Annotated in this window: 16 protein-coding genes; 5 read left to right on the forward strand and 11 right to left on the reverse strand. The window is 45.2% G+C overall.

The features are described 5' to 3' along the window. The 7 genes from NDA06_RS21420 to NDA06_RS21450 all read right to left on the reverse strand — a co-directional run. The coding region (locus NDA06_RS21420; RefSeq protein WP_348251844.1) for an amino acid adenylation domain-containing protein at positions 1-2,580 on the reverse strand (2,580 nt) is incomplete at its 3' end. A gap of 88 nt (positions 2,581-2,668) precedes the next feature. Continuing rightward, positions 2,669-3,067, reverse strand: coding sequence for a hypothetical protein (locus NDA06_RS21425; RefSeq protein WP_190412279.1), 399 nt, complete (start codon positions 3,065-3,067; stop codon positions 2,669-2,671). A gap of 161 nt (positions 3,068-3,228) precedes the next feature. Further along, complete coding sequence (locus tag NDA06_RS21430; protein ID WP_199324174.1) at positions 3,229-4,011, reverse strand: Crp/Fnr family transcriptional regulator; 783 nt, start codon at positions 4,009-4,011, stop codon at positions 3,229-3,231. Positions 4,012-4,371: 360 nt separating this feature from the next. Continuing rightward, positions 4,372-4,986 (reverse strand): Uma2 family endonuclease, encoded by a 615-nt coding sequence (locus tag NDA06_RS21435; RefSeq protein ID WP_190412277.1) that lies wholly within the window; start codon positions 4,984-4,986, stop codon positions 4,372-4,374. Positions 4,987-5,314: 328 nt separating this feature from the next. Beyond that, on the reverse strand, positions 5,315-5,656 hold the full coding sequence (locus NDA06_RS21440; protein ID WP_190529709.1) for a hypothetical protein: 342 nt from the start codon (positions 5,654-5,656) through the stop codon (positions 5,315-5,317). A 536-nt stretch (positions 5,657-6,192) separates the two neighbouring features. Then, positions 6,193-7,569, reverse strand: coding sequence for a GH1 family beta-glucosidase (locus NDA06_RS21445; RefSeq protein WP_190986495.1), 1,377 nt, complete (start codon positions 7,567-7,569; stop codon positions 6,193-6,195). Positions 7,570-7,574: 5 nt separating this feature from the next. Further along, on the reverse strand, positions 7,575-12,485 hold the full coding sequence (locus NDA06_RS21450; RefSeq protein ID WP_348251845.1) for an amino acid adenylation domain-containing protein: 4,911 nt from the start codon (positions 12,483-12,485) through the stop codon (positions 7,575-7,577). A 126-nt stretch (positions 12,486-12,611) separates the two neighbouring features. Here NDA06_RS21450 and NDA06_RS21455 point away from each other — a divergent pair, with 126 nt between their 5' ends. After that, entirely contained in the window at positions 12,612-13,721 is a 1,110-nt protein-coding gene (locus tag NDA06_RS21455) for an alpha/beta hydrolase (protein ID WP_190412273.1), read from the forward strand. Between the two features lie 70 nt (positions 13,722-13,791). Here NDA06_RS21455 and NDA06_RS21460 read toward each other — a convergent pair whose 3' ends face one another. The 4 genes from NDA06_RS21460 to rsgA form a co-directional block, all read right to left on the reverse strand. Next, complete coding sequence (locus NDA06_RS21460; RefSeq protein WP_190986992.1) at positions 13,792-17,169, reverse strand: non-ribosomal peptide synthetase; 3,378 nt, start codon at positions 17,167-17,169, stop codon at positions 13,792-13,794. Positions 17,170-17,319: 150 nt separating this feature from the next. After that, entirely contained in the window at positions 17,320-18,045 is a 726-nt protein-coding gene (locus NDA06_RS21465) for a cyclase family protein (protein WP_190986987.1), read from the reverse strand. 80 nt (positions 18,046-18,125) lie between these two features. Beyond that, complete coding sequence (gene abc-f / locus NDA06_RS21470) at positions 18,126-19,736, reverse strand: ribosomal protection-like ABC-F family protein (RefSeq protein ID WP_190986988.1); 1,611 nt, start codon at positions 19,734-19,736, stop codon at positions 18,126-18,128. A 248-nt stretch (positions 19,737-19,984) separates the two neighbouring features. Further along, a complete protein-coding gene (rsgA, locus tag NDA06_RS21475; protein WP_190986989.1) occupies positions 19,985-21,046 on the reverse strand; it encodes a ribosome small subunit-dependent GTPase A in 1,062 nt (353 codons plus the stop codon). A gap of 509 nt (positions 21,047-21,555) precedes the next feature. On the opposite strand from rsgA, the gene NDA06_RS21480 reads away from it, so the two are divergent. The 4 genes from NDA06_RS21480 (at position 21,556) to NDA06_RS21495 (ending at position 23,443) form a co-directional block, all read left to right on the forward strand. After that, the gene (locus tag NDA06_RS21480) at positions 21,556-22,323 is read left to right on the forward strand and encodes a nucleotidyltransferase domain-containing protein (protein WP_190986993.1); all 768 of its coding nucleotides are present in this window, start codon (positions 21,556-21,558) and stop codon (positions 22,321-22,323) included. Positions 22,324-22,413: 90 nt separating this feature from the next. Beyond that, positions 22,414-22,716 (forward strand): hypothetical protein, encoded by a 303-nt coding sequence (locus NDA06_RS21485; RefSeq protein WP_190986990.1) that lies wholly within the window; start codon positions 22,414-22,416, stop codon positions 22,714-22,716. Between the two features lie 58 nt (positions 22,717-22,774). After that, positions 22,775-22,957 carry a hypothetical protein gene (locus NDA06_RS21490; RefSeq protein ID WP_190986991.1) on the forward strand — a complete coding sequence of 61 codons (183 nt, stop codon included), beginning with the start codon at positions 22,775-22,777 and terminating at the stop codon, positions 22,955-22,957. A gap of 156 nt (positions 22,958-23,113) precedes the next feature. Then, a complete protein-coding gene (locus NDA06_RS21495; protein WP_242047566.1) occupies positions 23,114-23,443 on the forward strand; it encodes a CDP-alcohol phosphatidyltransferase family protein in 330 nt (109 codons plus the stop codon). Positions 23,444-23,545: the final 102 nt, after the last annotated feature.

The raw sequence follows: 23,545 nt of genomic DNA on the forward strand, positions 1-23,545 counted from the left end.
AATAAATCGTTCGGTAGTTAAATCAGGGCGATTGAGATATCCCTGCGCCAGTCCATCACCCTGAATGTACAATTCGCCAGTAATTCCGATGGGTACAGGCTGTAAATATTTATCTAATATATAAATTTGAGTGTTAGCAATTGGGCGACCGATGGGCGGCTTTTTGCTATTGTCATTAATTTCTGAAATCGTAGCCCAGACAGTTGATTCAGTTGGTCCATAAGCGTTAAAAAATCTTCGATCAGAAGCCAATTTGTTTACAATATCTTTAGAACAAGATTCGCCTGCACAGATGATAGTTTGCAGCGCAGGAAGTTTTTCTGGTAATACTGCGAGTACAGTAGGCGGGAGCGTGGCGTGAGTAATCGCATTCTCGCGCAATAACTTGATTAAGGGTTGTCCAGGCAGAAGAGATTCTTTTTTGGCTAAATAGAGAGTTGCTCCCGATCGCAATGCCATGACAATCTCGAAGATTGAGGCATCAAAACTTAAGGATGCAAATTGCAGGATGCGATCGCTTGGCTGTACCTTGAAAACTTCGAACTGAGCTTCTGCTAAGTTAGATAGCCCTCTGTGCTGCACTAAAACGCCCTTTGGTTTTCCAGTTGAACCAGAGGTGTAGATGACATAAGCTAGATTTTCAGATGTTACGTTGCTGCTTGGGTTGTGTTGGGGATGGTGAGCGATCGCATCCCAGTCCGTATCCAAACAAACTATAGATAAACCGTCTTGGCGATCCCCCCAACAGGTCTTCAACAGGGAGGATAGATGGGAATGAGTTAGCAAGATGGATACCTGAGCGTCCTCTAGCATGAAGCTAAGACGTTCTTGTGGATAGGTTGGATCTAAAGGCAGGTATGCTCCTCCCGCTTTGAGGATGCCTAACAGTCCTACAATCATCTCTAGGGAACGGTCTATACAGATGCCAACTAGAACGTCTGGAACTACCCCCAATTGTTGCAGGTGGTGTGCAAGTTGATTGGCTCTGATGTTGAGTTCGCGGTAGGTTAATTGCTGATTTTCAAAGATGAGCGCGTTCGCGAAGCGTGCGTTTAGCGCGATCGCATCCGGAGTCTGCTCTACTTGTGCCTCAAACAACTGATGAAAGCACTGGTCTTGCGGGTAATCTCTTCTAGTATTATTCCAATCAATTAATAACTGTTGCCGTTCGGCTGCTGTTAATAAAGGCAACTCGCAAAGGCTTTGCTCTGGATTTGCGACGATACCTTCCAGCAGCGTTTGAAAATGCCCCAACATCCGGGTAATGGTAGCATCATCAAATAAATCGGTGCTGTAAATTACCTGTCCTTTGATAGCTTCCGGCGATTCCCACAGGTGAAACTCTAGGTCAAACTTAGCGCTGGGGTTGTCAAAATCTAGATGCGAGAGTGTTAACCCAGGTAATTCTAGCGCCTCGATGGGTGTATTTTGCAGGCTAAATGCAACCTGAAATAATGGATGCTGGCTCAGGTTACGCTCTGGATGCAGTTCTTCTACTAGCTTCTCAAAGGGTAAGTCTTGATGGGCATAAGCGCCTAGCGCCACCTCCCGGACTCTGCTCAGCAATTCCAGAAATGTTGGATTACCTGATAAGTTGGTACGCAGCACCAGACTATTAACAAAAAAACCAATTAATCCTTCTATTTCGCGGCGGTTGCGGTTGGCAATGGGCGAACCGACTACAATATCTGATTGCTGTGTGTAGCGGTAAAGTAAGGTTTGAAATGCCGCTAAAAGGGTCATGAACAGAGTCACCCCTTGGCGTTGCGTAAGTACCTCTAGTTCCTCACTCAGGCTTTTCGGTAACTCTAGAAATTGCGTCGCGCCTCGGTAGGTTGGAGTAGCTGGGCGAGGTTTGTCAGTGGGCAAGTTTAGTGAGGGGATATTGTCCAGCTGCTGCTTCCAGTAGGCTAACTGAGTCTCCAGAACCTCACCCTGTAGCCATTCGTGTTGCCAGTCAGCAAAGTCTGCATATTGGATGGGGAGTTCTGGCAAGGGCGATCGCTCGTTATTGCCAAAAGCGGTATACAGCGTTCCGAGTTCCCGAATTAGCACCCCAATCGACCAGCCATCGGAGACAATGTGATGCAGATTCAGCAAAAGTACGTGTTCTGAGGAGTCTAGCTGTAGCAGCATCACTCGCAGTAACGAGTCCTGAGATAAATCGAAAGGACGCGATCGCTCCTCAGTCGCTAGTCGTCGAGTTTCCGCTTCCCGTTCGGTTGCAGATAGATGCCGCAAATCTATGAGGGGCAGGGGTATGGTTAAGCTGGGAGCAATGACTTGAACGGGTTGCCCATCGAGCATCCTAAAAGTGGTACGCAAGGCTTCATGGCGACGCACAATTTCGTTGAACGTCTCTTCCAGCGCCGAAGCGTTGAGCGAACCTTTTAGGCGAAGTGCAGTCGCTACATTGTAAAAGGTATTGCCTGGAAACATCTGATCGAGGAACCACAGCCGCTGCTGGGCAAAAGATGCCGGAAAGACAAAGACCTCCGCTTCTTGCTCAGTTACTTCTTGCTCAGTGTTGAGTGCTTTCTCATCAACCGTGAGGTCGTTGTCGGTAAAATTCTGAGTCATCCGCAGATTGTACCACTGGGCATAGTTGTTCGATTATGTTGCCCATTTCCCCGCTTTCTGGTCTTCACGGAGGCTGATTAGGCTGCGTCTATACCGCGCAAAGACGGTACAGAAGATTCATCAACTGTTCCCCATCTTCCAGATAGGTCACGTACTCGCTTTCGCTTATCTTAACGTCCTTACCTTCCATATCTGAACCGTAGCGCTCAGCCATGACGACAATTGGCGTAGTGTTGAGCAGTTCCGCCCCCTGACATATACGCCGTCCCAGGTTAATAACCTCGTCTATCGGCATATCGAACTGGTTAATCAAAATCAGACTAGGGCGATCGCGCACACCACGCGCCAGGGCGATCGCGTCTTCTTCCTGTAGCGCCTCAATCACGTGGTAGCCCCAGATGGAAAGGTTATATTTCAGGAGCGGGCGTGTATCGTCATCTAGTTCAAATATCAGAATTGTCGGTAGCCTATCTTTTTTCTGGTTCATTTGTTGTCCTTTTGCTCCTCTTTAGACCGTTACTTGCAGACTGAGGAGAGGAGACCCTCTTCCAGCCTGACTTAATCTCTACGCAACCTGTACGCGATTGGATGAGGAGCAACGAAAGTGCTTCACTTTCTGCCGCACGAGTGAAGGTGAGAACGCTTTGATCAGCCATCTCTGTCCTTGGCTCCCAGCAAGCGATCGTATTCCTCTCTGAGAACCTGGAAACACTCGCACGCAGTCGCTTCCAGCCCTGCCTGATCCAGGATCTGGACGTGACCCCGGTTGTACCGGATGAGATCCCTCTCCTGAAGCTTTTGGGCAGCTTGGGTGACACCAGCGCGGCGCACGCCCAGCATGTGACCTAGGAACTCCTGGGTAAGTTTAAGGTTATCCGAGTCAATGCGGTCTTGGGCTTCGAGCAGCCAGCGTGCCAAGCGTTGATCGAGAACGTGGAGGCTGTTGCAGCCGGTGGTTTGCGATATCTGGGCGATCAGGGCTTGTGTGTAGCGCAGCAGTACGTCACGCAGCCCCTTATTGCGATCAAACTCCTCCAGCAGCACCCCTGCATCCACCTTGATCGCACTGCCCGCCATTTGTACGATGTATTCAGTCTGCGTGGTCTCCCTTCCGCCCATGAAGGCATTGACGCCGACCACTTCACGGTTGCCGACTAGACCCGCCTCAACCGTGGAGCCGTCAGTCATGGTGATGGTAATCGAGATCAGGCAATCGATGGGGAAATAGAGATCCTCGATAGCTTCACCAGGATGGTGGAGTATCTTGCCCTGTTCCAGCGAGACTCGCTTCAAGTTGGGAGCAAGCTTCTCGTATACCTCACGGGGTAGGACGCTAAGCAGTCGGTTTTCAGTAGTCATCTGGAAAAGTGTTAGAAGTCTTATATAAGTAATTAGACCTCTTGCAGGACTCTCATTGCAGCATCTGTACAAAAAAAAGTCCGTAACGATAACTTGAGTTCGGGTTAATTAGGCTCTGAAAGCGCAGAGACCGGAAAGTTTTCTAATCCATTTAGTTGAAGAACAGCAACCAGCAATGTGCAATCCTTGATTAGCCTAATCGCCAATCTTCATTCAGGATAGTTCTAAACGGCATCGGCATTCAGTACGGTTTCGTACTAATAAACCCGATGGATTGAGGAGATTTTTCTTAGCAATGATTGCAATCCGGGTTAAAAAGACAAAACAAAGATTTATAAGAATTTTGAAAGGTAAAAGATGGATAATTTTCGATAAATATTTATCATATTTTAGTCTGTGCAGCATTCAGCCTTTGTTTGTATAGACGCGAATTCATTCAGTTGCCCCAATTCTAAAAATCTGTTCAGCAGTCAAATTTAACTCTGGAAACGTTGGCGATTCAATGCGGTCAGCACCCCTAAACTGACTCACTTGGTACTCACCCTCAACCATTGAGTAAACCGAAATAGTAGGTTGCTTGGGGTTGCCAATAAATCGCCTACCGCCTAACCCCAGGTAATCAACAATCCAGTATTCCGGAACACCAATTTCTTCATAATCCGCAACTTTGAGCAGGTAATCATCCCGCCAATTGGTACTGACTACTTCAATTACTAAAGGAATTGATGCACCTTGAGTAACAGTTGAAGATTTTTTCCATAACGGTTCCGCTGCTAGATTAGCCCGATTTAATATCAGCACATCTGGTAAATAACCTGATTCTTTTTCTGGCGGCTTGACTAGCGCTTGATTGGGTATAAAGTAGGGAAGATTTAATCGGTCAAACTCTATAGTTAGTTTTGTTGCCAAAAAACCTTTGACTTCCTCATGTTCTCCCACTGGCTGCATTTCAATAATCACCCCATCATGTAGTTCATAGCGTCCAGTTTCGGCCTTCCACTCTAGAAAGTCTTCAAAGGTTATTGGTTTGGGTAAGGCTTGAGTCATGGCTTGCTGATTTCCCAGAATTAATGTAGCTGCGTTTCATTCAATAGTGCGATCGCGCTCATTTCAAGGTTGAGTCACTTCTTTTTATACTTCTTTCCCATCTGAACTGAGGGTACACACTCGCAACAATCTTCTGGCGAATCTCTCAAAATTTGCGCCTTAGGAGTGTTTTCGGCTCGAATAAATTGTCCTGCAATGCAGTTTCATATCGATTGAGTTCTCATTTAATTTACCTTGGCGCTATTCAAATTATGAAGCAAGGCTCACTAACCCCCCTGTGCATTGGGGCAGGGAGGGGGGATCTAGGCTTAGCCCTGTTTATTTAACTCTAGTGACAGTCGGCTTGTGGGTAAGGTAGAGCTTGGCTATACAAAACCCAATGATTACGCTTGTCAGTTGGTCTGACAGCCCAACCGTCTTGGTAGTGCGGTCGGTTTTGCTGCTTTGCCAGATACAAAGGTTTTGGATCGCAGAGCTTCAGTAAAGCCATGACTTGCTCTGTAGTCCACAAGCCGTGGTGAGGGTAAGAACTATTATCCTCAGTTTTGCGCTTCCGCTTGGGAAACGTCCGATGCGGCTTGGGGCAACTGACTGCAATCCCCAAGTCCAAGGCTAGTTGAGTTACCCCAGCATTCGAGCTAAGGTGTGATAGCACAGTTGGTTTTTCCACAAATTTTTCCACAAGTGAACCTAATTGTGTAAACGAATCTAAACGCGGGTGAAACGGTGAAAACGTCATAGTGTCCAGCTGGTGGCGTTTTCACCAACCTGCGTATAACAGCAATTTACTGCATTATTTCGGGATAATCTATATACATAAATTCTGATTTGTGATACATTAGTTTCTCTTGAAACGACAAGAGAAACTAAAGTCCAAATATAATTACTTATTTAAAAAGCACAGTAGGAAATTATAATTAAAACTAATGATTAGTTAACCAAGTTAAGGTGGCCTTTACAAAACATACATAGAGTAGATGTGAGGGCACAGATTAAAAAGTTGGAAATCACTCACTCAAGCTTTGCTTTCTTTGTTCAGCGATGATAGCTTCATGGAATGATTTTCACGGGAAATTGGGACTAAAAGTAGGACTTTACTTTTAGCATTGCTGTCTTTCAAGCTTTCAACCACTTTTGATAGTGGCGCGATCGCGCAACTCCACCACTTGCACCAGTACGATTAAGGTGCGATCTCATGATTTCATTTCAAACCACCCGGTTCTGACGAATGCACTCTGCATACCAATTGAAGCTGGCTTTGGGAATGCGTTGTTGCGTCTTGTAATCGACATAGGTAATTCCAAAGCGGCGACTATAGCCGTAAGGCCACTCAAAGTTATCCATGAAACTCCAAAGGAAGTAACCTTTGAGGGGATAGCCTTCACGAATGGCTCGATGAGCCGCCTTCAAGTACTGGCGTAAATACATAATGCGATCTGTATCAATTACCTCGCCTTGCGCGTTCAGTTCGTTTTCCGCAGCACAGCCATTCTCAGTAATGAAAATGGGCAAATCTTGTCGCCCAAGCGTGTCGCTAATATGGCGAATACCCCAATAGATGCTCTCAGGAACGATATGCAGCCAAGGCATATTCATTCGCGGGTAGCCTTTGGGGAAGTCAAGAAACTCGTAACCGTCTTTATTGTCAGCCGCACGAACATAAGTGCCAGTGTAAATATTGATACCGATTGCGTCGAGGGGCTGGTGAATAATTTCCAAATCGCCCGACTGAATATCTGGGGCATCAACGCCCAACTTTTCAAGCATTGCTGGACTGTAGGCACCCGTAAGGGCTGGAAAAATAATCCCACCATTGAGCCAAGAAGTATGGAAAGCTTGCTGAGCCGCTGTTATATCAGCCGCTGATTCGGTGAGGGGAACGGTGACAGAAATATTGTCTACAAGTGCTACGGCACAGGGAACGGGCGAGGCAGCACGGATAGCTTGACAGCCCATTCCATGAGCCAGGAGGGCATGGTGAGAAGTCTGCCACACTTCTTTGCGAGTTTTGACGCGAGTACCAGGGGCAAAGGGTGGATCTTTATCCACATCGTAGGCGAAATCAGTGAAGCAGGGGATTTCGTTGATGGTCATCCAGTTGGTAATGCGATCGCCTAACCGACTGACAACAGCAGTAACATAGTCAGCGAAATCTGAAGCCATCTCGCGGCTGCGCCAAGAACCGTACAAATCCTCTAGTGCTTGAGGACTGTCCCAATGAAACAAGGTGGCGTGGGGTGTAATCCCGTGTTTGTGCAAGCAATCAACTAGGCGCTTGTAGAAATCGATTCCCTTTTCATTCACGTTTCCCCGACCATCAGGAATAATTCGGGGCCAAGCGATACTAAAGCGATAATGCTTGATGCCCAGTTTTGCCATCAGTTCTACGTCTGTTTCGTAGCGGTGGTAATGGTCGCAAGCAACAGCACCCGTATCGCCATTCTCAACCCGTCCGGGGGTAGCACTGAAGGTATCCCAGACGCTGGGTTTGCGATCGCCTTCTGTTGCCGCACCCTCTATCTGATAGGCGGAGGTAGCCGCGCCCCAGATGAAATTTTCTGGGAATTGGTCGCTGGTGTTCATCTGGTTCACGGTTGCTGGTTTTCTTTATTGAGAGAAGATAGCTTCATGCGACGATTTTCACGAGAAATTGGCACTAAGGCTGGGGCTTTGCTTTGAGTAGTGGTCTGCTGAAAACTAGCGATCGCTTTCGATAATTCTGCAATGGTCGGTGCCTCAAAGACGCTACGCAAAGGTAACTCCACCCCGAATGCGTCGCGCACTCTAGAAACAAGCTGCGTCGCTAGTAATGAATGTCCTCCTAATTCAAAGAAGTTATCGCGAATCCCTACCCGTTTAACTCCTAAAACCTCAGCAAAAATTTTCACTAACACTTCTTCAAGCGGAGTTTGAGGTGCAACATAGCTGCTTGCCAATTCTAGTTTGACTGGTTCGGGTGCAGGTAAAGCACGGCGATCGACTTTGCCATTAGGCGTAAGCGGTAGAGATTCCATCACTACAAAAGCGGATGGCACCATGTACTCAGGCAGCTTTTGGGTTAGATAAGTCTGCAATTGAGGGATTAACTTACGAGCTGCTTTGGCTTGCAGGGGATTATTCGCATAAGATTGTAGCGATCGCAATTTACTGTTGAGTGGCAAAGTAGTTTTCTTGTCTACTTCTTTGCTTACAAACACTACATCGTAGTGTTTGTAAGCATCAGAATTTGACCAGCTAATATCAACCTTGTAAGGGACATCTAGACTATGAAAATCTTCAGGATCTACTCCTAAATCTTGGAGTTTTTGCAATGCTTCGCGCATCTGTCCCGCAGTTTTAAATTCTGCTGCGCCTGACAGCCATTCTGCTGTTTTAACTGCTGCTGTTACCCGCGCATTAGGCACATTGGTAATGCTTAAGAGTTCTGGTTGGTTATCAACTAATAGCTGATGTACAGCGGAGACAGTTAAGTTATTTTCGTGCCAGTTAAGCGAGGAACCCCTCCCCAGCCCTCCCCGCAATGGGGAGGGAGCCGGAGTATTCTTATTTTCCCCCGCTTCGAGGGGATTGATGTAGGTGCTTTCAGAATCTATTTCTGTGCCAATATATAGAATCGCGTTATAACGAAACTGGGTTAATTCATTGTGAGAATGACCCCGGATTAGTTGAATTTGTACGTCGCTAATCTGGGGAAATTGCTGTTTTAAAGCAGTGAAGAAAGCTGGATCAATTACTAACTCAGTTTCCTGGAACATTTGCATTTCTACCCGTTGCTGCAACTGTTCGCGGGTGAGAGAGGGTTCCGCTTGAGCCAGTTGTACCGAGGCGTGGAAAGCTTGCAGCAGGGGGAGACTACGCACATCGCCAATGAAGATGAAGCCACCGGGAGCGATCGCATTTATTGCTCCCTCCAGTACGCGCACCAGATAATCAATATTGGGAAAATATTGCACAACCGAGTTCAGAATCACCGTATCAAAGGCTTCGGACTCCACTCCCTCAAAGTCAGTCGCCAACTTCTGAAGCAATGTTACTTGAGGTAATTGTGCCAATTGCTCCTGGATGTAGTTAAGTGAAGCCGAGGAAAAGTCTGTCCCACAATATTTATTGCAGTGAGGCGCAATTCTAAACAACAATAAACCTGTTCCACACCCAATTTCTAAAACTCGACTCGGTTGCAAATCCAGAATTTGCGCGACCTGGTTATCAACCCATTCACGCATCTGTTCTGCTGGAATCGGTTGATTAGTATAACTACTATTCCAACCGACAATATTGAATGTTGGATCTGAACCAGCAGCAGGTTGATTATAATTTTCGTTGTAGAGCATCTGCCATTGCGAAACCTGCTCATCTTGCAATTGCATTTCCATCTGCTTCTGTTCACTGTATTCAGAATTTAGCGCTACATAAGCTACTAAACGCTTTTCCCCTGATAAATCTTCACGAGTTATTACAACATTTTGCAGCACTGCTGGATGCTGGCTCAGTACCGCTTCAATTTCTCCCAACTCTATGCGGAAGCCGCGAATTTTCACCTGTTCGTCGAGGCGACCTAAAAATTCGATATTGCCATCTGGTTGATAACGAACTAAATCGCCTGTTTTATAAAGACGTGCTTCTGCTTGGTTACTAAAAGGATTAGAAATAAATTTTTCAACAGTTAAATCGGGACGGTTTAAATAACCTCGCGCTAGTCCATCCCCACCAATGTGCAATTCACCAGCAACACCGATAGGAACAGGCTGTAAATATCTATCTAGAACATAAACTTGAGTGTTGGCAATGGGACGACCGATTGTAGGCGCGATCGCATTTCCTGATGATACTGCTACATCCGCGATCGCTTCTTGCCCGCCTTTATAAGGGGAGTTAGGGGGATTTCCTGGCTTTTTAACAGCAACTATCCCGGAAGTTGTAACAACAGTATTCTCAGTTGGGCCATAATTATTCACTACCTGGAAAGGATATTCAGCCAAAGGATACTGATGTAATTTATCGCCTCCTGTTAATAAGACTCGCAATGCTATATCTTGAGACCAATCTAATAACAAAGCTTTCTCAGCTAAGGGAGTCGGCAAGAAGCTAATCGTTATCGATTTTGATACTAAAAAATCTCGCAGCTTTTCAGGCGATCGCCTAATTTCATCATCGGTCAAATAAATGCTAGCTCCTGCACTCAAATAAGGCAAAATTTCCCATGTGCAAGCATCAAATGCACATCCCGCAACCTGCGTTACTCGGTCAAGCGGTGAAACTGCAAACGTTTTTTGATGCCAAAAGATGAGATTTAATAAGTTGCGATGTTCAATTTTAACCCCTTTCGACTTTCCTGTGGTGCCAGAGGTATAGATAATATAAGCAAGATTCTCTGCTGTAATATTGCTGATAGTATTATCTTCGCTCTCTTGGGCAATAGTTTCCCAATCTTTGTCTAAAGAAATTATTTTTGAGCTTTGATTAGTAAAGCGTTCGATATACTGTTCATGTGTTAATAAAACTGGCACTTGAGCATCTTGAAGCATAAAACTTAAACGCTCAGGAGGGTATCTGGGGTCTAAAGGTAGGTAGGCTCCACCTGCTTTCAGGATGGCTAACATCCCGATTATCATATCAAGCGATCGCTCTACGCAAAGTCCTACTAAAATTTCCGCACCAACACCCAATTTTTGTAAGTAATGTGTAAGTTGGTTGCTGCGTATGTTTAACTCTTGATAGGTAAGTTGATTGTCTTCAAATACCAGCGCGATCGCATCTTTGTTCTGCTCTACCTGTGCTTCAAATAGCTGATGGACAAACAAATCTTTGGGATAACTTACCTGAGTATTATTCCATTCCACCAACAGTTGATGGAGTTCAGCTTCACTTAATATCGGTAATTCGGAAACTCGTTGCTCTGGATTGGCAACAATGCCCTCTAGCAATATTTGGAAATGCCCCAGCATCCGGTTAATGGTGACTGCATCAAATAAATCGGTGCTGTATACAACAAATCCGCTAATTCCTTCTGAAGTATCTACCCCTAACCCATTATTTTCTTTTTGCTCCCATAGGTGAAATTCTAAATCAAACCGGGTTGTTTCTGTATCAACAAATTGCAACGGGCTTAATGTTAAATTTGGTAGTTCTAGCGCCGACATTGGCGCATTCTGTAATGCGAACACCACCTGAAACAGGGGATTTTGATTCAAGTTGCGCTCTGGATGCAGTTCCTCCACCAGCTTTTCAAAAGGCAAATCTTGATGAGCATACGCTCCTAGCGATACCTCTCGCACTCGACTCAAAAGTGAGCGAAATGTTGGGTTTCCATCAAAGTTGGTACGCAACACCAAACTATTGACAAAAAAACCAATTAACCCTTCAATTTCACTGCGGTTGCGGTTGGCAATTGGCGAACCTACGGCAATATCTTCTTGCTGTGTGTAGCGGTACAGCAAGGTTTGAAATGCTGCAAGTAAAGTCATAAACAAAGTTACGCCTTCTTGCTGGCTTAAGGCTTCTAACGCCTTGCTTAGGCTTTTTGGTAGTTGCAAAAGTTGCGTTGCACCCCGGTAGCTTTGAACTGCTGGTCGAGGTCTGTCAGTAGGCAAATTTAAGATAGAAGTACCCTCTAATTGCCGCCGCCAGTAAGCAAGTTGTGTTTCCAATACTTCCCCTTGCAACCACTCACGTTGCCAGTGGGCAAAGTCTGCATACTGAATAGGTAGTTCTGGTAAAGGTGTAGAGACGGAAAATTGATCGTCTTTACAAGAAGCAAAGGCTGTGTAGAGTGCCGCTAACTCGCGAATTAGTACCCCCATAGACCAGCCATCGGAGACAATATGATGCAGAACCAGCAGTAGCACATATTCTGACTCATCCAACCGCAGTAGCGTTACTCGCAGAAAAGGGTCTTTGGACAAATCAAAAGGGCGTTGAGCTTCTTGGGTGGTGATGCGTCGCGCTTCGGTTTCTAATTCTCCTAGCCCTTTCAGGGCGGCTTCGCCAACAGAGACGCTTCGCGATTCTCCTTCGGAGACGCTTCGCGAACGCAAATCTATTACTGGTAGCGGTACAGTTAACGTGGATGCGATCGCTTGCACGGGTTGCCCTTCCACCGTTACAAAAGTGGTGCGTAAAGCTTCGTGACGGCGCACAATTTCGTTAAAAGCCTCCTTCAACGCTGCTAAATTTAGCGAACCGACCAGACGCACAGCTGCCGGAACATTATAGAAAGCATTGTTAGGTACTAATTGATCCAGAAACCACAGCCGCTGTTGTGCAAAGGATAGCGACAGATTTCTGTCCCGCGAAATGGGTGTAAGGCTTATCGGAGTAGCGTTTGTGGTAACGTTAGCTGTCCTTAGAAATGAGAGAATTTCAGCTTTGCGTTCAGCTATCTCTGCACGTAATTCGGCGGTGAGGCTTCCTTCTGGGGCGTTACAGCGCAGGCGTTCTCCATCGACAAAAACCTGAATATCTAAGCTACGGAGGTAAGATAAAAACTCAACTGTTTTCAAAATTAAACCTCTTCTAGGACACTACCCGCTAGAGGAGTGTACTTGCTATTGACCCGACTGTGGTCTAACCTCGGTATGACGTTGGAAGACAACGCAGTCAACATCCTACCCTAAAGGTTTCTGCTTATGGTGTTCATGCCCCTCAATTTTCTACTCGTATGGCTGGTTGGATTGCTGTCCATCGGGATACTGGGCGGAGGGATTTACATTCTGTATGAGTGGTATGAAGGGGAACTGGTGGGGACATCCTACTTGATAGGCGGACTGGCGATGGTTTTGTGGTCTCTTGGCGGTCGTTTTATCAGCTTGCCGCTGCTGCGTCGCCAAGGTGCTGACGAACCTAAATTGATGCGTACTGGAACTGTACAGCGCTTGCCACGACCGGATGGTAGCGTCCTGCACGTAGAGTTCTATGGGCCTGAAGATGGTCAACCGATTATCTTTTCACACGGTTGGGGACCAAACAGTGCGGTATGGTACTATGCCAAGCGACAACTGAGCGATCGCTTCCGAGTAATAGTATGGGATTTGCCAGGGCTAGGAAAATCTACTAGACCCAAAAATAACGACTACTCCGTAGAAAAATATGCCCGTGACCTCGAAGCCGTTGTTGCGATCGCGGGAGACAAGCCGGTTATCCTGCTTGGACACAGCATGGGTGGCATGATTAACCTAACATTCTGTCGGCTGTTTCCAGAACATCTGGGGCGTCGCGTAGCAGGCTTAATCCTCGCAGATACAACCTACACCAATCCGCTGAAAACTTCTATCTTGAGCAGTGTGTTACCCAAATTGCAGAAACCGCTGCTTGAACCATTGCTGTACCTCACCATGCTTCTGTCACCCCTCTTTTGGCTGATGACTTGGCTAAGCTATCTCAACGGTTCGCTACACATCAGCGTAGAGATTTCTGGATTTAAGGGGACTGAAACTCGCGGTCAACTGGATTTCGCCGCTTTCTTATCGGCTTTAGGTTCGCCTGGTGTTCTCGCTCGCGGTACATTGGCAATGTTCAATTTCGAGGAAACAACAACACTCCCAACGATTAACGTTCCGGTGTTGGTCGTTTGCGGTGCAACAGATATCGCAACTAAACCTGTTGCAAGCGATCGCATGAAAGCCGAACTACCTCAAGCTGAACTCGTCACGATCAAGCCGGGTGGACACATGGTATTGATGGAGAAGAATCAGCTCTTTTCCGAAGTTGTCAGTGCGTTTTGTGCTAAATGCGGGTAACGCTCAGAACCTTTTAGATCGCTTGCGCTTGCTGACTCTTGAGTATTTGCAAATGAGATTGTAGAAAGACTTAAAATTCTATTTCTTCTCGCTCATTTCCCGTGGAACTCGTGTTATCCAAACCTTTAGCTGCCCAACACATCGTTTCAATGTGCCTAGCTAAACTAGCTACCGTTGGAGATTCAAACAAGTTGCGTACAGACAACTCTATTTGGAAAGCATCGCGGATGCGGGAAGTTAGCTGAGTTGCGAGTAGAGAATGACCGCCCAATTCAAAGAAATTGTCGTGGACACTTACCTGCTCTTTTCCCAAAACTTTAGCCCAAATTTCGGCTAGCGCTTCCTCAACGCGATCGCGCGGTGCGACATAATTTTCTTTAATCTCAAAACTGAGCGTATCAACCGCAGGTAAGGCACGGCGATCTACTTTTCCATTCGGTGTCAGCGGTAGGAATTCTAGCATGACATAAGCTGAAGGCACCATGTATTCAGGTAACTTTTCTTTTAGGAATTGCCGCAGATTGATGCTTGCTGGTGCCTGTTTTTGGTTAGGAACAATATAAGCAACCAAGTGCTTATCACCAGGGATTTCTTCCCTAACAATTACCGCTGTCTCGCTCACTACTGGATGCTGATTGAGCGCCGCTTCAATTTCGCCTAATTCGATGCGGAAGCCGCGAATTTTTACCTGATTATCAATGCGACCTAAAAACTCAATATTGCCGTCTGGTAGATAGCGGGCTAAGTCACCCGTTTTATAAAGTCGTGCTTCTGTTTTCTTACTAAAAGGATTAGAAATAAAGCGTTCAGCAGTTAATTCAGGGCGATTCAGATATTCTCGCGCCAATCCATCACCGCCAATGTACAATTCGCCGACAACACCAATCGGTACAGGTTGTAAATGAGCATCCAGCAAATAAATCTGCGTATTCGTAATCGGGCGACCAATGGGGATAGAGGCTGCTGATTCTGTTAATTTCTCCACGCAGTAATAAGAAGAAAATGTCGTACTCTCCGTTGGCCCATAGACATGAATGAATTGCTTTGGCGCTCCTTGTTTAAGAACCTTCCTGACCCACCGAATATCAACAGTCTCACCTCCAAATAGCAAATAGCGCAAGTCTGCGAAAGCTTGCGGAACCTCTCTAGCAATCTGTTGAAATAAAGCGGTGGTCAAAAATAAAATGCTGATGTCTTTTTGTTGGAGTTGTAATGCAAACTCGTGGGGCGAAAGGGTGACATCTCTGCTAATTCCCACAAGTTGAGCGCCATTGAGTAACGCGCCCCAAATCTCGAATGTTGCTGCGTCGAAGGAAGTGTTTGAGGCTTGGGCAACTTTATCATTAGGTGACAATTTTACATAATTTGTGTTGCATACCAGCCGATTGACAGCTTTGTGAGTAACCGCAACTCCCTTGGGATTTCCTGTAGAACCAGAAGTGTAGATTACATAAGCTAAGTTATTGCTGGTTACGCTGCTATTCGGGTTTTCTTTACTTTCTTGGGAAATGATTTCCCAATCTTTATCGAGGGCCACAACTGGGTGCGGTAAATCCCCAAAATTCTCAACAAATTTTTCCTGTGTCAGCAATAGTATGGGCGAAGCATTCGTGGCAGTAATTTCTGGCTCGGAGCCAAGTTTTTTCTTGACAAATGCTTCGCCTCTACAAGCATCATCAAGCATGAACTTCAAACGCTCTTGAGGATAACTCGGATCTAAAGGCATATAAGCTCCCCCGGCTTTCAGAATGCCTAGTAATCCCACAATTAGGTCTACAGAACGCTCCATGCAGATGCCGACTAAAACTTCCGAACCTACCCCCATTTTTTGTAAATAATGTGCTAATTGGTTGCTGCGTATGTTCAACTCCCGGTAGGTTAGAGACTCGATAACCCTTGTCTCTAAATTCTCAAACATTACTGCTATAGAATTAGGATTTTGCTTTACCTGATTTTCAAATAACTGATGGATACACTGATTTTCAGGATAATCTGCCCCGGTGTCGTTTATTTGTATTAATAACTGCTGTCGTTCAGCTTCACCCAATAGCGGTAAATTTGCAACTCGTTCTTCGGGATGATTAACAATCCCTTCAAGCAATGTTTTAAAATGTCCCAGCATTCTGGTAATTGTGGCTTCATCGAATAAATCCGTGTTGTAAACCACTACGCCTCTAATCCCCTCCGAATTCTCCCATTTACCGCCCCATAAGCTCCGGAAATCTTCGGAACACGTCCACAAATGCAACTCCAAATCGAATCGGGTTGTTTTAAAGTCAACATCCATAAAGCTAGGCACTAATCCAGGCAGTTCTAACGCTGACATTGGCGCATTCTCAAAGCCAAATACTACTTGGAATAGCGGATGAATATTTAAGTTGCGCTCTGGATGTAGCTCCTCAACAAGTTTCTCAAAAGGCAAATCTTGATGGCTGTATGCGCCTAGTGTTACCTGCCGAACTCTGCTTAAGAGTTCGCGGAAAGTTGGGTTTCCAGATAAGTCGGTGCGTAATACCAAACTGTTGACAAAAAAGCCAATTAATCCTTCAATTTCGCTACGGTTGCGGTTAGCAATAGGCGAACCCACCGCGATGTCTTCTTGATGCGTGTAGCGGTAGAGTAAGGTCTGAAATGCTGCTAGCAAAGTCATAAATAGGGTGACACCTTCTTGCTGCGAAAGCGTCTGGAGCGCATCACTGAGCTTTTTCGGTAACTCTAAAGATTGCGTTGCTCCTCGATAGCTTGCAACCGCTGGTTTCGGTCGGTCAACGGGCAAATTTAGCACGGAAATACCGTTTAATTGTTGCCGCCAGTAAGCTAACTGGGTTTCCAGCACTTCTCCTTGCAGCCACTCGCGCTGCCAATGGGCAAAGTCAGCGTATTGCAGGGGCAGTTCCGGCAGCGTAGAGACGGGATGCATCGCGTCTTTACAAGTAAAGGCTGTGTAGAGGGTTCCCAGTTCCCGAATCAGCACTCCAATCGACCAATCGTCGCAGATAATGTGGTGCATATTCAGCAATAGAATATGTTCTGTTTCGGAAAGCTGTAGCAGCTTCACTCGCAGCAATGGGATAGAAGACAAATCAAAAGGACGCTCGATTTCTCCTGCTACCAATTGTTGTGCTTGGAGTTCGCGATCGCATTCTGGGAATTGCCGCAGGTCTACTACGGACAGAGGGATGGTTAAACTGGAAGCATTAGCGCAGCTTTCCGCAGGAATCACTTGTACAGGTTGTCCCTCTAGCACCTTAAATGTAGTCCGTAAGGCTTCGTGGCGACGCACAATCTCATTAAACGTCTGCTCTAATGCCGCTAAATTGAGCGAACCTGTTAAGCGAATGGCGGTCGGCACATTATAGATCGCATTGCCAGGTATCAACTGGTCAAGAAACCATAGCCGCTGTTGGGCAAAGGATGCAGGAAAGACAAAAAACTCTTGTTCAGACATATCGATCCTTTCTTGTGCAGCTATCGGGGCGTTGTCGGCAAGATCCGGCGTCATCTATCTTTGCTTTCACCACAAGGGATAATAGCCTGTCAAGGTTGATTTAATGGGAAGGCGCGATCGCGTAAAGTCAATGCGATTTTTGTGCAGGTATCAAGGCACAAAAGCTAACACGGATACAGGTGTCCCAGAACCACCCCGTAGACGTAAAATCCCAATGACTAATGTGGTGCCAGTGAGCGATAACCGATCGAGATTTGTCAGATTTTCCAATACAATTCCAGCCTTTTTTAGCACCAGTCGGTTGGTGCTAAAGGTTTCATCTTGCCCTGGATCGACGCCATGAGTATCAATTCCCACACCAGCGATCGCGCGTTGTTCGACTAAGAATAGGCTAGTTTCAGCAGCAAACCCCGGAAAGTGAAATTTGCCTTGTTCGTCCTGATTTAAAAAGGCTCTTCGATCGCCCCACTTTTCTTGCCAACCCGTGTATAGAAGTACAACAGTGTTAGGAGAGATAGGATGGTGTTGCTGTTCCCAGTCGAAGACATCGGCTGTTGTTAAAGCATAGTCAAAATTAGCAATAGCTTTGTCGCGGATATCGATAACAATTGCTGGTACAACGAGCGACTGAGCTGGATAACTCTCAATCCCAACCCCATCTTCATAAAAGCTACTAGGTGCGTTGATATGAGTGCCGCTGTGTTCTCCCATCGAGAATCTTCGTAGATAGTAACCATCTTTTTCTAACTTGGCGACTGGCTCAAATTCAACGAGTGGATCGTTTTGCCAAATAGGTATATTTGGATCAATGACATGACTCAGGTCTACAATTTGGGTGTAATTAATGGTTTTAAGATTATTTGAGCTAGGAATCATGGCGTCTGATTACTAAAAATATTTGTGAGATCCCAGCGGTTAAGACCCCCGAATTCTTAGAGAATTCGGGGGTCTCGCGTTCAAAGTAACTCTTGATAATATTGTTCTGTCTCGGCGGGAAGGAAAACGGTCGTTCGCATTTCCCTGTTTTGAATTTTAAAGGCTTTGGTTATCTGAATGCGACTGAGAAAATCTATGTCATGAGAAATTACTAATATAGCGCCTCGATACTCTTCTAACGCTTCGACAATTTGAGTAACGGTTTCTAAATCCAAATTGTTCGTTGGTTCATCCAATACCAGTAACTCAATTTCTGATACGCTAATCATCGCCAGGGCAAGTCTTGCTAGCTCCCCTCCACTCAAAACATCGGCTTTTTTATTCACTTCATCATTAAAAAATAAAAAGTGTCCAAGCTGCTGTCTGACAAGTTGATACTCTAGGTTGGGATTAGCTACTTGCAAATTTCCTAAAATTGTATTTTCCCTATCGACAAACTCGTAAGTTTGGTCAAGACATACAACTTTTAAACGGGGAGCAACTGAAACTTTTCCCGATTCAAGAATTGCTGGAGAATTTTCTCGATGAATGCCCAAGACTGCCCTAATTAAGCTTGATTTTCCCGATCCATTAGCCCCAGAAATAGCAACTCGCTCACCGGATGCTATGTGCATCTGTATATTCTTGATGAGAAACTGATTTCCAATTTTCAGATTTGCTCCTTGAACGTCAATTAAGCTTCTCCCCTTTTTACTCCTTTCTTCTTCAAGGCGAACAATCGCAACTGGATTTGTCCTAATTTTGGCAGATTCCAAATTTTGTGTAGCTTTAGCGATAGCCACCTCATGTTTTTTTGAGGCGCTTCCAGCACTTGCTGATGCTCGATTCTCGAAGAATCTTCTTGCAGATTTTCCCATACTTCTATCGTGAGCTTGTTTACGCCCTTCTCTTCGGGATTTTCCTGCCCGTTTCTCTTCTTGCAAAGACGCATCAGTTGCCTGCTTAAGTTCTTTTTTGGCTATTTCTCGCGTCCTCAAAGCTACCTGAAATTCAATTTCTTTTTGTTCCTTGTAGCTGGAAAAGTTACCGCCATAAACCTTCACTCCTAATCGTGTTAGCTCCCAGATGGTGTTGACGACTTGATCTAGGAAAAAAGGTTTGTGAGAAACAAGGACAAAAGGTTGCTTCAATTCTTGGAGGAAATGCTTTAGATTCTCCAAAGCTAAGAAATCAAGATGATTCGTGGGTTCATCTAGGAGTAGCACTCTTGGGTTTCTGTATAAACCAATTGCCAGAAGCAGTTTAGTAAGCTCACCGCCACTCAAACTGCTAACGGGTAGCGAAATATCTACTGAAGTTTTTAACTTCGCTTCTAACAGGTTACTAATTTCCCACCAATCCTCTGAAAAATAACTTAAAAAATCAAAAACAGTCGCGCCTTGGGTTGACTGGATAAGGGTGCTAATTTGTGGAAGGTAATAAACAGTACCCTCACGACTCACAGAACCGGAACTAGGCTGAATTTCACCCGCTAGGATTTTGAGTAAGGTTGATTTTCCTACCCCATTAGCACCGACAAGAGCAATTTTATCTCCCTCATTCACTGTGACTCGAACATTAGTAAATAAGGTTTGGTTAGAAGCGAGTTCGTAGCGAATTTGTTCGGCTGTTAGAAATGATTTGTTTTCCATATACGCTGAATCCTGAATAATTAGAGTGCTGAGGATTATTTGTTGTTAGGTTCTTCATGGCGATTTCCAAAATCCTGAGTGGTGATAAAAAAAGGTTGGCAAGTATTATGGTTACACGAACTAACCGCTACGCGGAATTGATTTCTCGAAACTTCCAAGCTAAACTTGGAAGTTTCGAGACTCCATTTCTTGATTGTTGCTCCTAAGAATTGACGCCTTTTTACTGACTAAGATGATAGCTTAGCTGCTTAGCGTTTTGGATTGTTCCTCAGAGCTTTATGGATTTTTTTCCATTTCTCCTTCTCGGCTAAAGACGCTTTTTGATCTTGTTTCCGGTGATTGTATTCAAGCTCTTGGTGAAGCTTTCGGTAGTTCCGAAAACGTTGCTTATCTAGAGTGCCATCAAGCAAAGCTTGTTGCACTGCACAACCGGGTTCTGATTCATGTTGGCAATTGCGAAAGCAACACTCTGTAGCAAGCGTATTGATATCAGTAAAGGTTTCCTGAAAGCCTTCACTTCCATTCCACATCTGAATTTCTCGCATTCCCGGAGTGTCCATCAGCAAACCCCCAGAAGGCAAAATAATTAACTCTCGATGTGTTGTGGTGTGGCGACCTCGATTATCTCCTTTGCGTACTGTTTGAACTGCTTGAATGTCCTTTTTCGCTAATTGATTGGTAATGGTCGATTTCCCGACTCCCGAAGAACCAATTAGTGCTACGGTTTGTCCCGTACCGAGATAGGGACTCAAGGCATCGAGTCCTTGGTTCTCAATTGCACTCAAGCTAATAATGGGTACGCTAGGAGCGATCGCTTCTACTTCCGTTTTTCGTTGCTCAACTTCATCGCACAAGTCGGTTTTATTCAGAATGATGACTGGATTCGCTCCACTTTCCCAAACCAAAATTAGATAGCGTTCGATTCTTCTAAGATTGAAGTCTCGATCCAATCCCGAAACCAAAAACACCGTATCAATGTTGGTGGCAATTATTTGCTCATCTGTTTGTGCGCCTACAGCTTTTCGAGAAAATTTGCTTTTTCTGGGCAAAATTTCATGGATTTTTGCTCTTTCTTCATCGTCAATAATGCTAACGACTACCCAATCTCCGACCGCTGGAAAATCTGTTCGGGTGTCGGCTTGGTAACGCATTTTCCCCGTTACTTCTGCCGACAATTCTCCTAACTCGGTGTAGAGAAGGTAGGTATTTTTTTGCTCAAGAGCAACTCGACCAACAGTATACCCTTGTTGAAAATAGCTGTCAAAGTTTTTCTCAAAAAAACGATTCCAGCCTAACAACTCTAAATTCATTGAAGTTTCCTCTATGGGTGCGGTTATAGACCGCCAAACTCACAGAGGAATCGCGTAAATTATTCGCGTACATCAGAATAATTAAATGAAAAGCTCTGTGAGGATGGGGTGTTGCGTCTGAATGGTTGTGGCGGTCTTAACGGCTACACGGTCTAACATCACTCTTCCTCCTGAGATACTTTTCAATAATTTCCCGGCCAAGGGAACTGTAGTATGATAATACAACCAGTTGCAGTTGGCTGAAGGTAGTTTACAAAACTTACCAACGCACGCCAAACTGTTGTATTCCATCGCGTTGTTCGCTGAGCTTATCTTATTCGCGCTTGTTGTCCTGGGAAATCACCCGATCGGGTGAGTCGGGAGGATGATGATCCTGTTGAGATTTTAGTTCTGCCCTGAAATAAATTACCCTACGCTACCCTTAGGAAAGGCTAACGCGAACGGGAACGCTTACGGCGAACGGGCTAATCGCTAAAGGCTTAAATTTTCTACATATTTTATACATGATGATGAGAGGAAAAATTCTTGAAACGCTGATTAATACCTTACAGCCAATTGATTTTGTTTTTGCTTTCTGGCAAGGAGGTTCGGCTGCACATGGCTATACAGATGAGTGGTCTGACCTCGACATTCAGGTAACTGTTGAAGATAAGCGCGTTGAAGAAACGTTTTCTATTGTAGAAACTGCTCTAGAAACTATTTCTAAAATTCGATTTAAGTTACGAGTTCCCGAACCGACTTGGCATGGTCACTCACAATGCTTTTACCAATTAGAATCAGCAAGTCCGTTCTTAATGATTGATTTTGTGCTAATGAAGCAGAGTAATCCCAATCATTTCCTAGCGTTGGAGCGGCATGGAAATCTAGTCGTTGCATTTGATAAAGCTAATCTTATTTTTCAGACGAATTTGAATCAAAGCGAACATTTAGAGGAAATGAAAGCAAGATTAAAGATTCTAAGAAGTAAATTTGATTTTCTGCAACTTTTTGTAAAGAAAGAGATTAATCGTGAGCGGTTTGTGGAAGCGATCGCTAATTATCACAACTACACAATGCAACCTTTAATGGAAGTTTTGGGAATGGTATATCGACCGAACCGATACGATTTTAAAACAAAATACTTTAGCCGAGACTTTCCGCCAGATGTAATCGCTAACGTGTCATCCCTTTATGGCATAGAAAATCTTGCTGACCTTGCTGAAAAACAACAACTTGCCGAGAAGCTTTTTGCTGAAGCTACGCAGCAGGCTGAAACAAAATTATTCGCTCCGCTTTAACAAATGCAAGCTTAGCTGCTAACCGGATAGATGGGACATTCACAGAATTACTCCGCCTCAACCCCCAAATGATTCGTGAAGGTAAGATCCTTGACTTCTCTACGTCGGGGATCTCAAGCGCTGGTTACAACTCAAATAGGATTGCTATATCAGAGCGATCGCTCTCCTTGTGATGAAATTCGTTCGTGTAGAGAAAGCATCATGGAGATGCACCCGAAGCGATCGCCTTTGCCAACGCCTAGAAAAGGCGAAAAAGACTTCACTATTTCCGCAAGGGATCGGCCAATTCTGCAACTGACCCCTTCTCAAGGCGCAGCGGCTACGAGAAAACTAGGTTTACAGCCACCAAGCAGGCGTACTTTTCAAAAACTGGTAAGCGATCGCTCCCCGTAAATCTGGATTCCCATAAAACTAAGGGTAATCGAGAACTTCACCCCCCAGGCATCTACCAATGATGGAAATCCTAGCTTACCTCCACACTGCGCTCGCCTACGAAACTGCAACCCGCAGACCCCTCAACCGCTTGGAACGCTACGAACCACTTCCTTTGCCTTTAGGGACAAGCGCGAGATCCAGTGATGTAGTAGCGAATGAGCAGTACGAAATGCAAGCGATAACGGTGCTTCCTTTTTAGATATAGCCATTAATTTTTCGACTCCTACACATAAGCTTCTTCTTAGCCCTCCTTTTTTAAGGGGGTTGGGGGGATCTGATGTGTAGCTTCACAAAAGCGAAATGGAATTAGCGATCGCGTCTTTATCATCACACGCTTACTTATGCCCTCAATAACATGAACAACATAAATACAGTCGAACACTCCCAACGCGATCGCCAAAAATATTCATCCTTGATTCTGCAATCTCTTCCCTTTTCTCTGGTCATCATCCGCCTCTGCCTAAGTCCTTTGCTACTATGGGATGCCCTTGACGGCACAACCAGTTACTGGTTCATTTTTGGTTTTGTACTTGCCTTTCTTTCAGATATTTTTGATGGCGCGATCGCCCGTCGAATCGGTGTCAGTACCGCTGCTTTGCGACAAGCCGATAGTTTAGCTGATGTTTGTCTTTATCTATGTATCGGAATTAGTGCATGGTTAGTGCATCCTGATGTAAGTAGCTAGGATGATTTAAACCTAAAACGCTCTAACGTATATCCCCCTTGTTCACTCCGTGATTCCATGCCGTCCATTACAGCAAGGGCTAAATCATATTCATTGTCGAAC

The organism is Trichocoleus sp. ST-U1 (assembly GCF_039961835.1).
GTDB lineage: Bacteria > Cyanobacteriota > Cyanobacteriia > Cyanobacteriales > FACHB-T130 > FACHB-T130.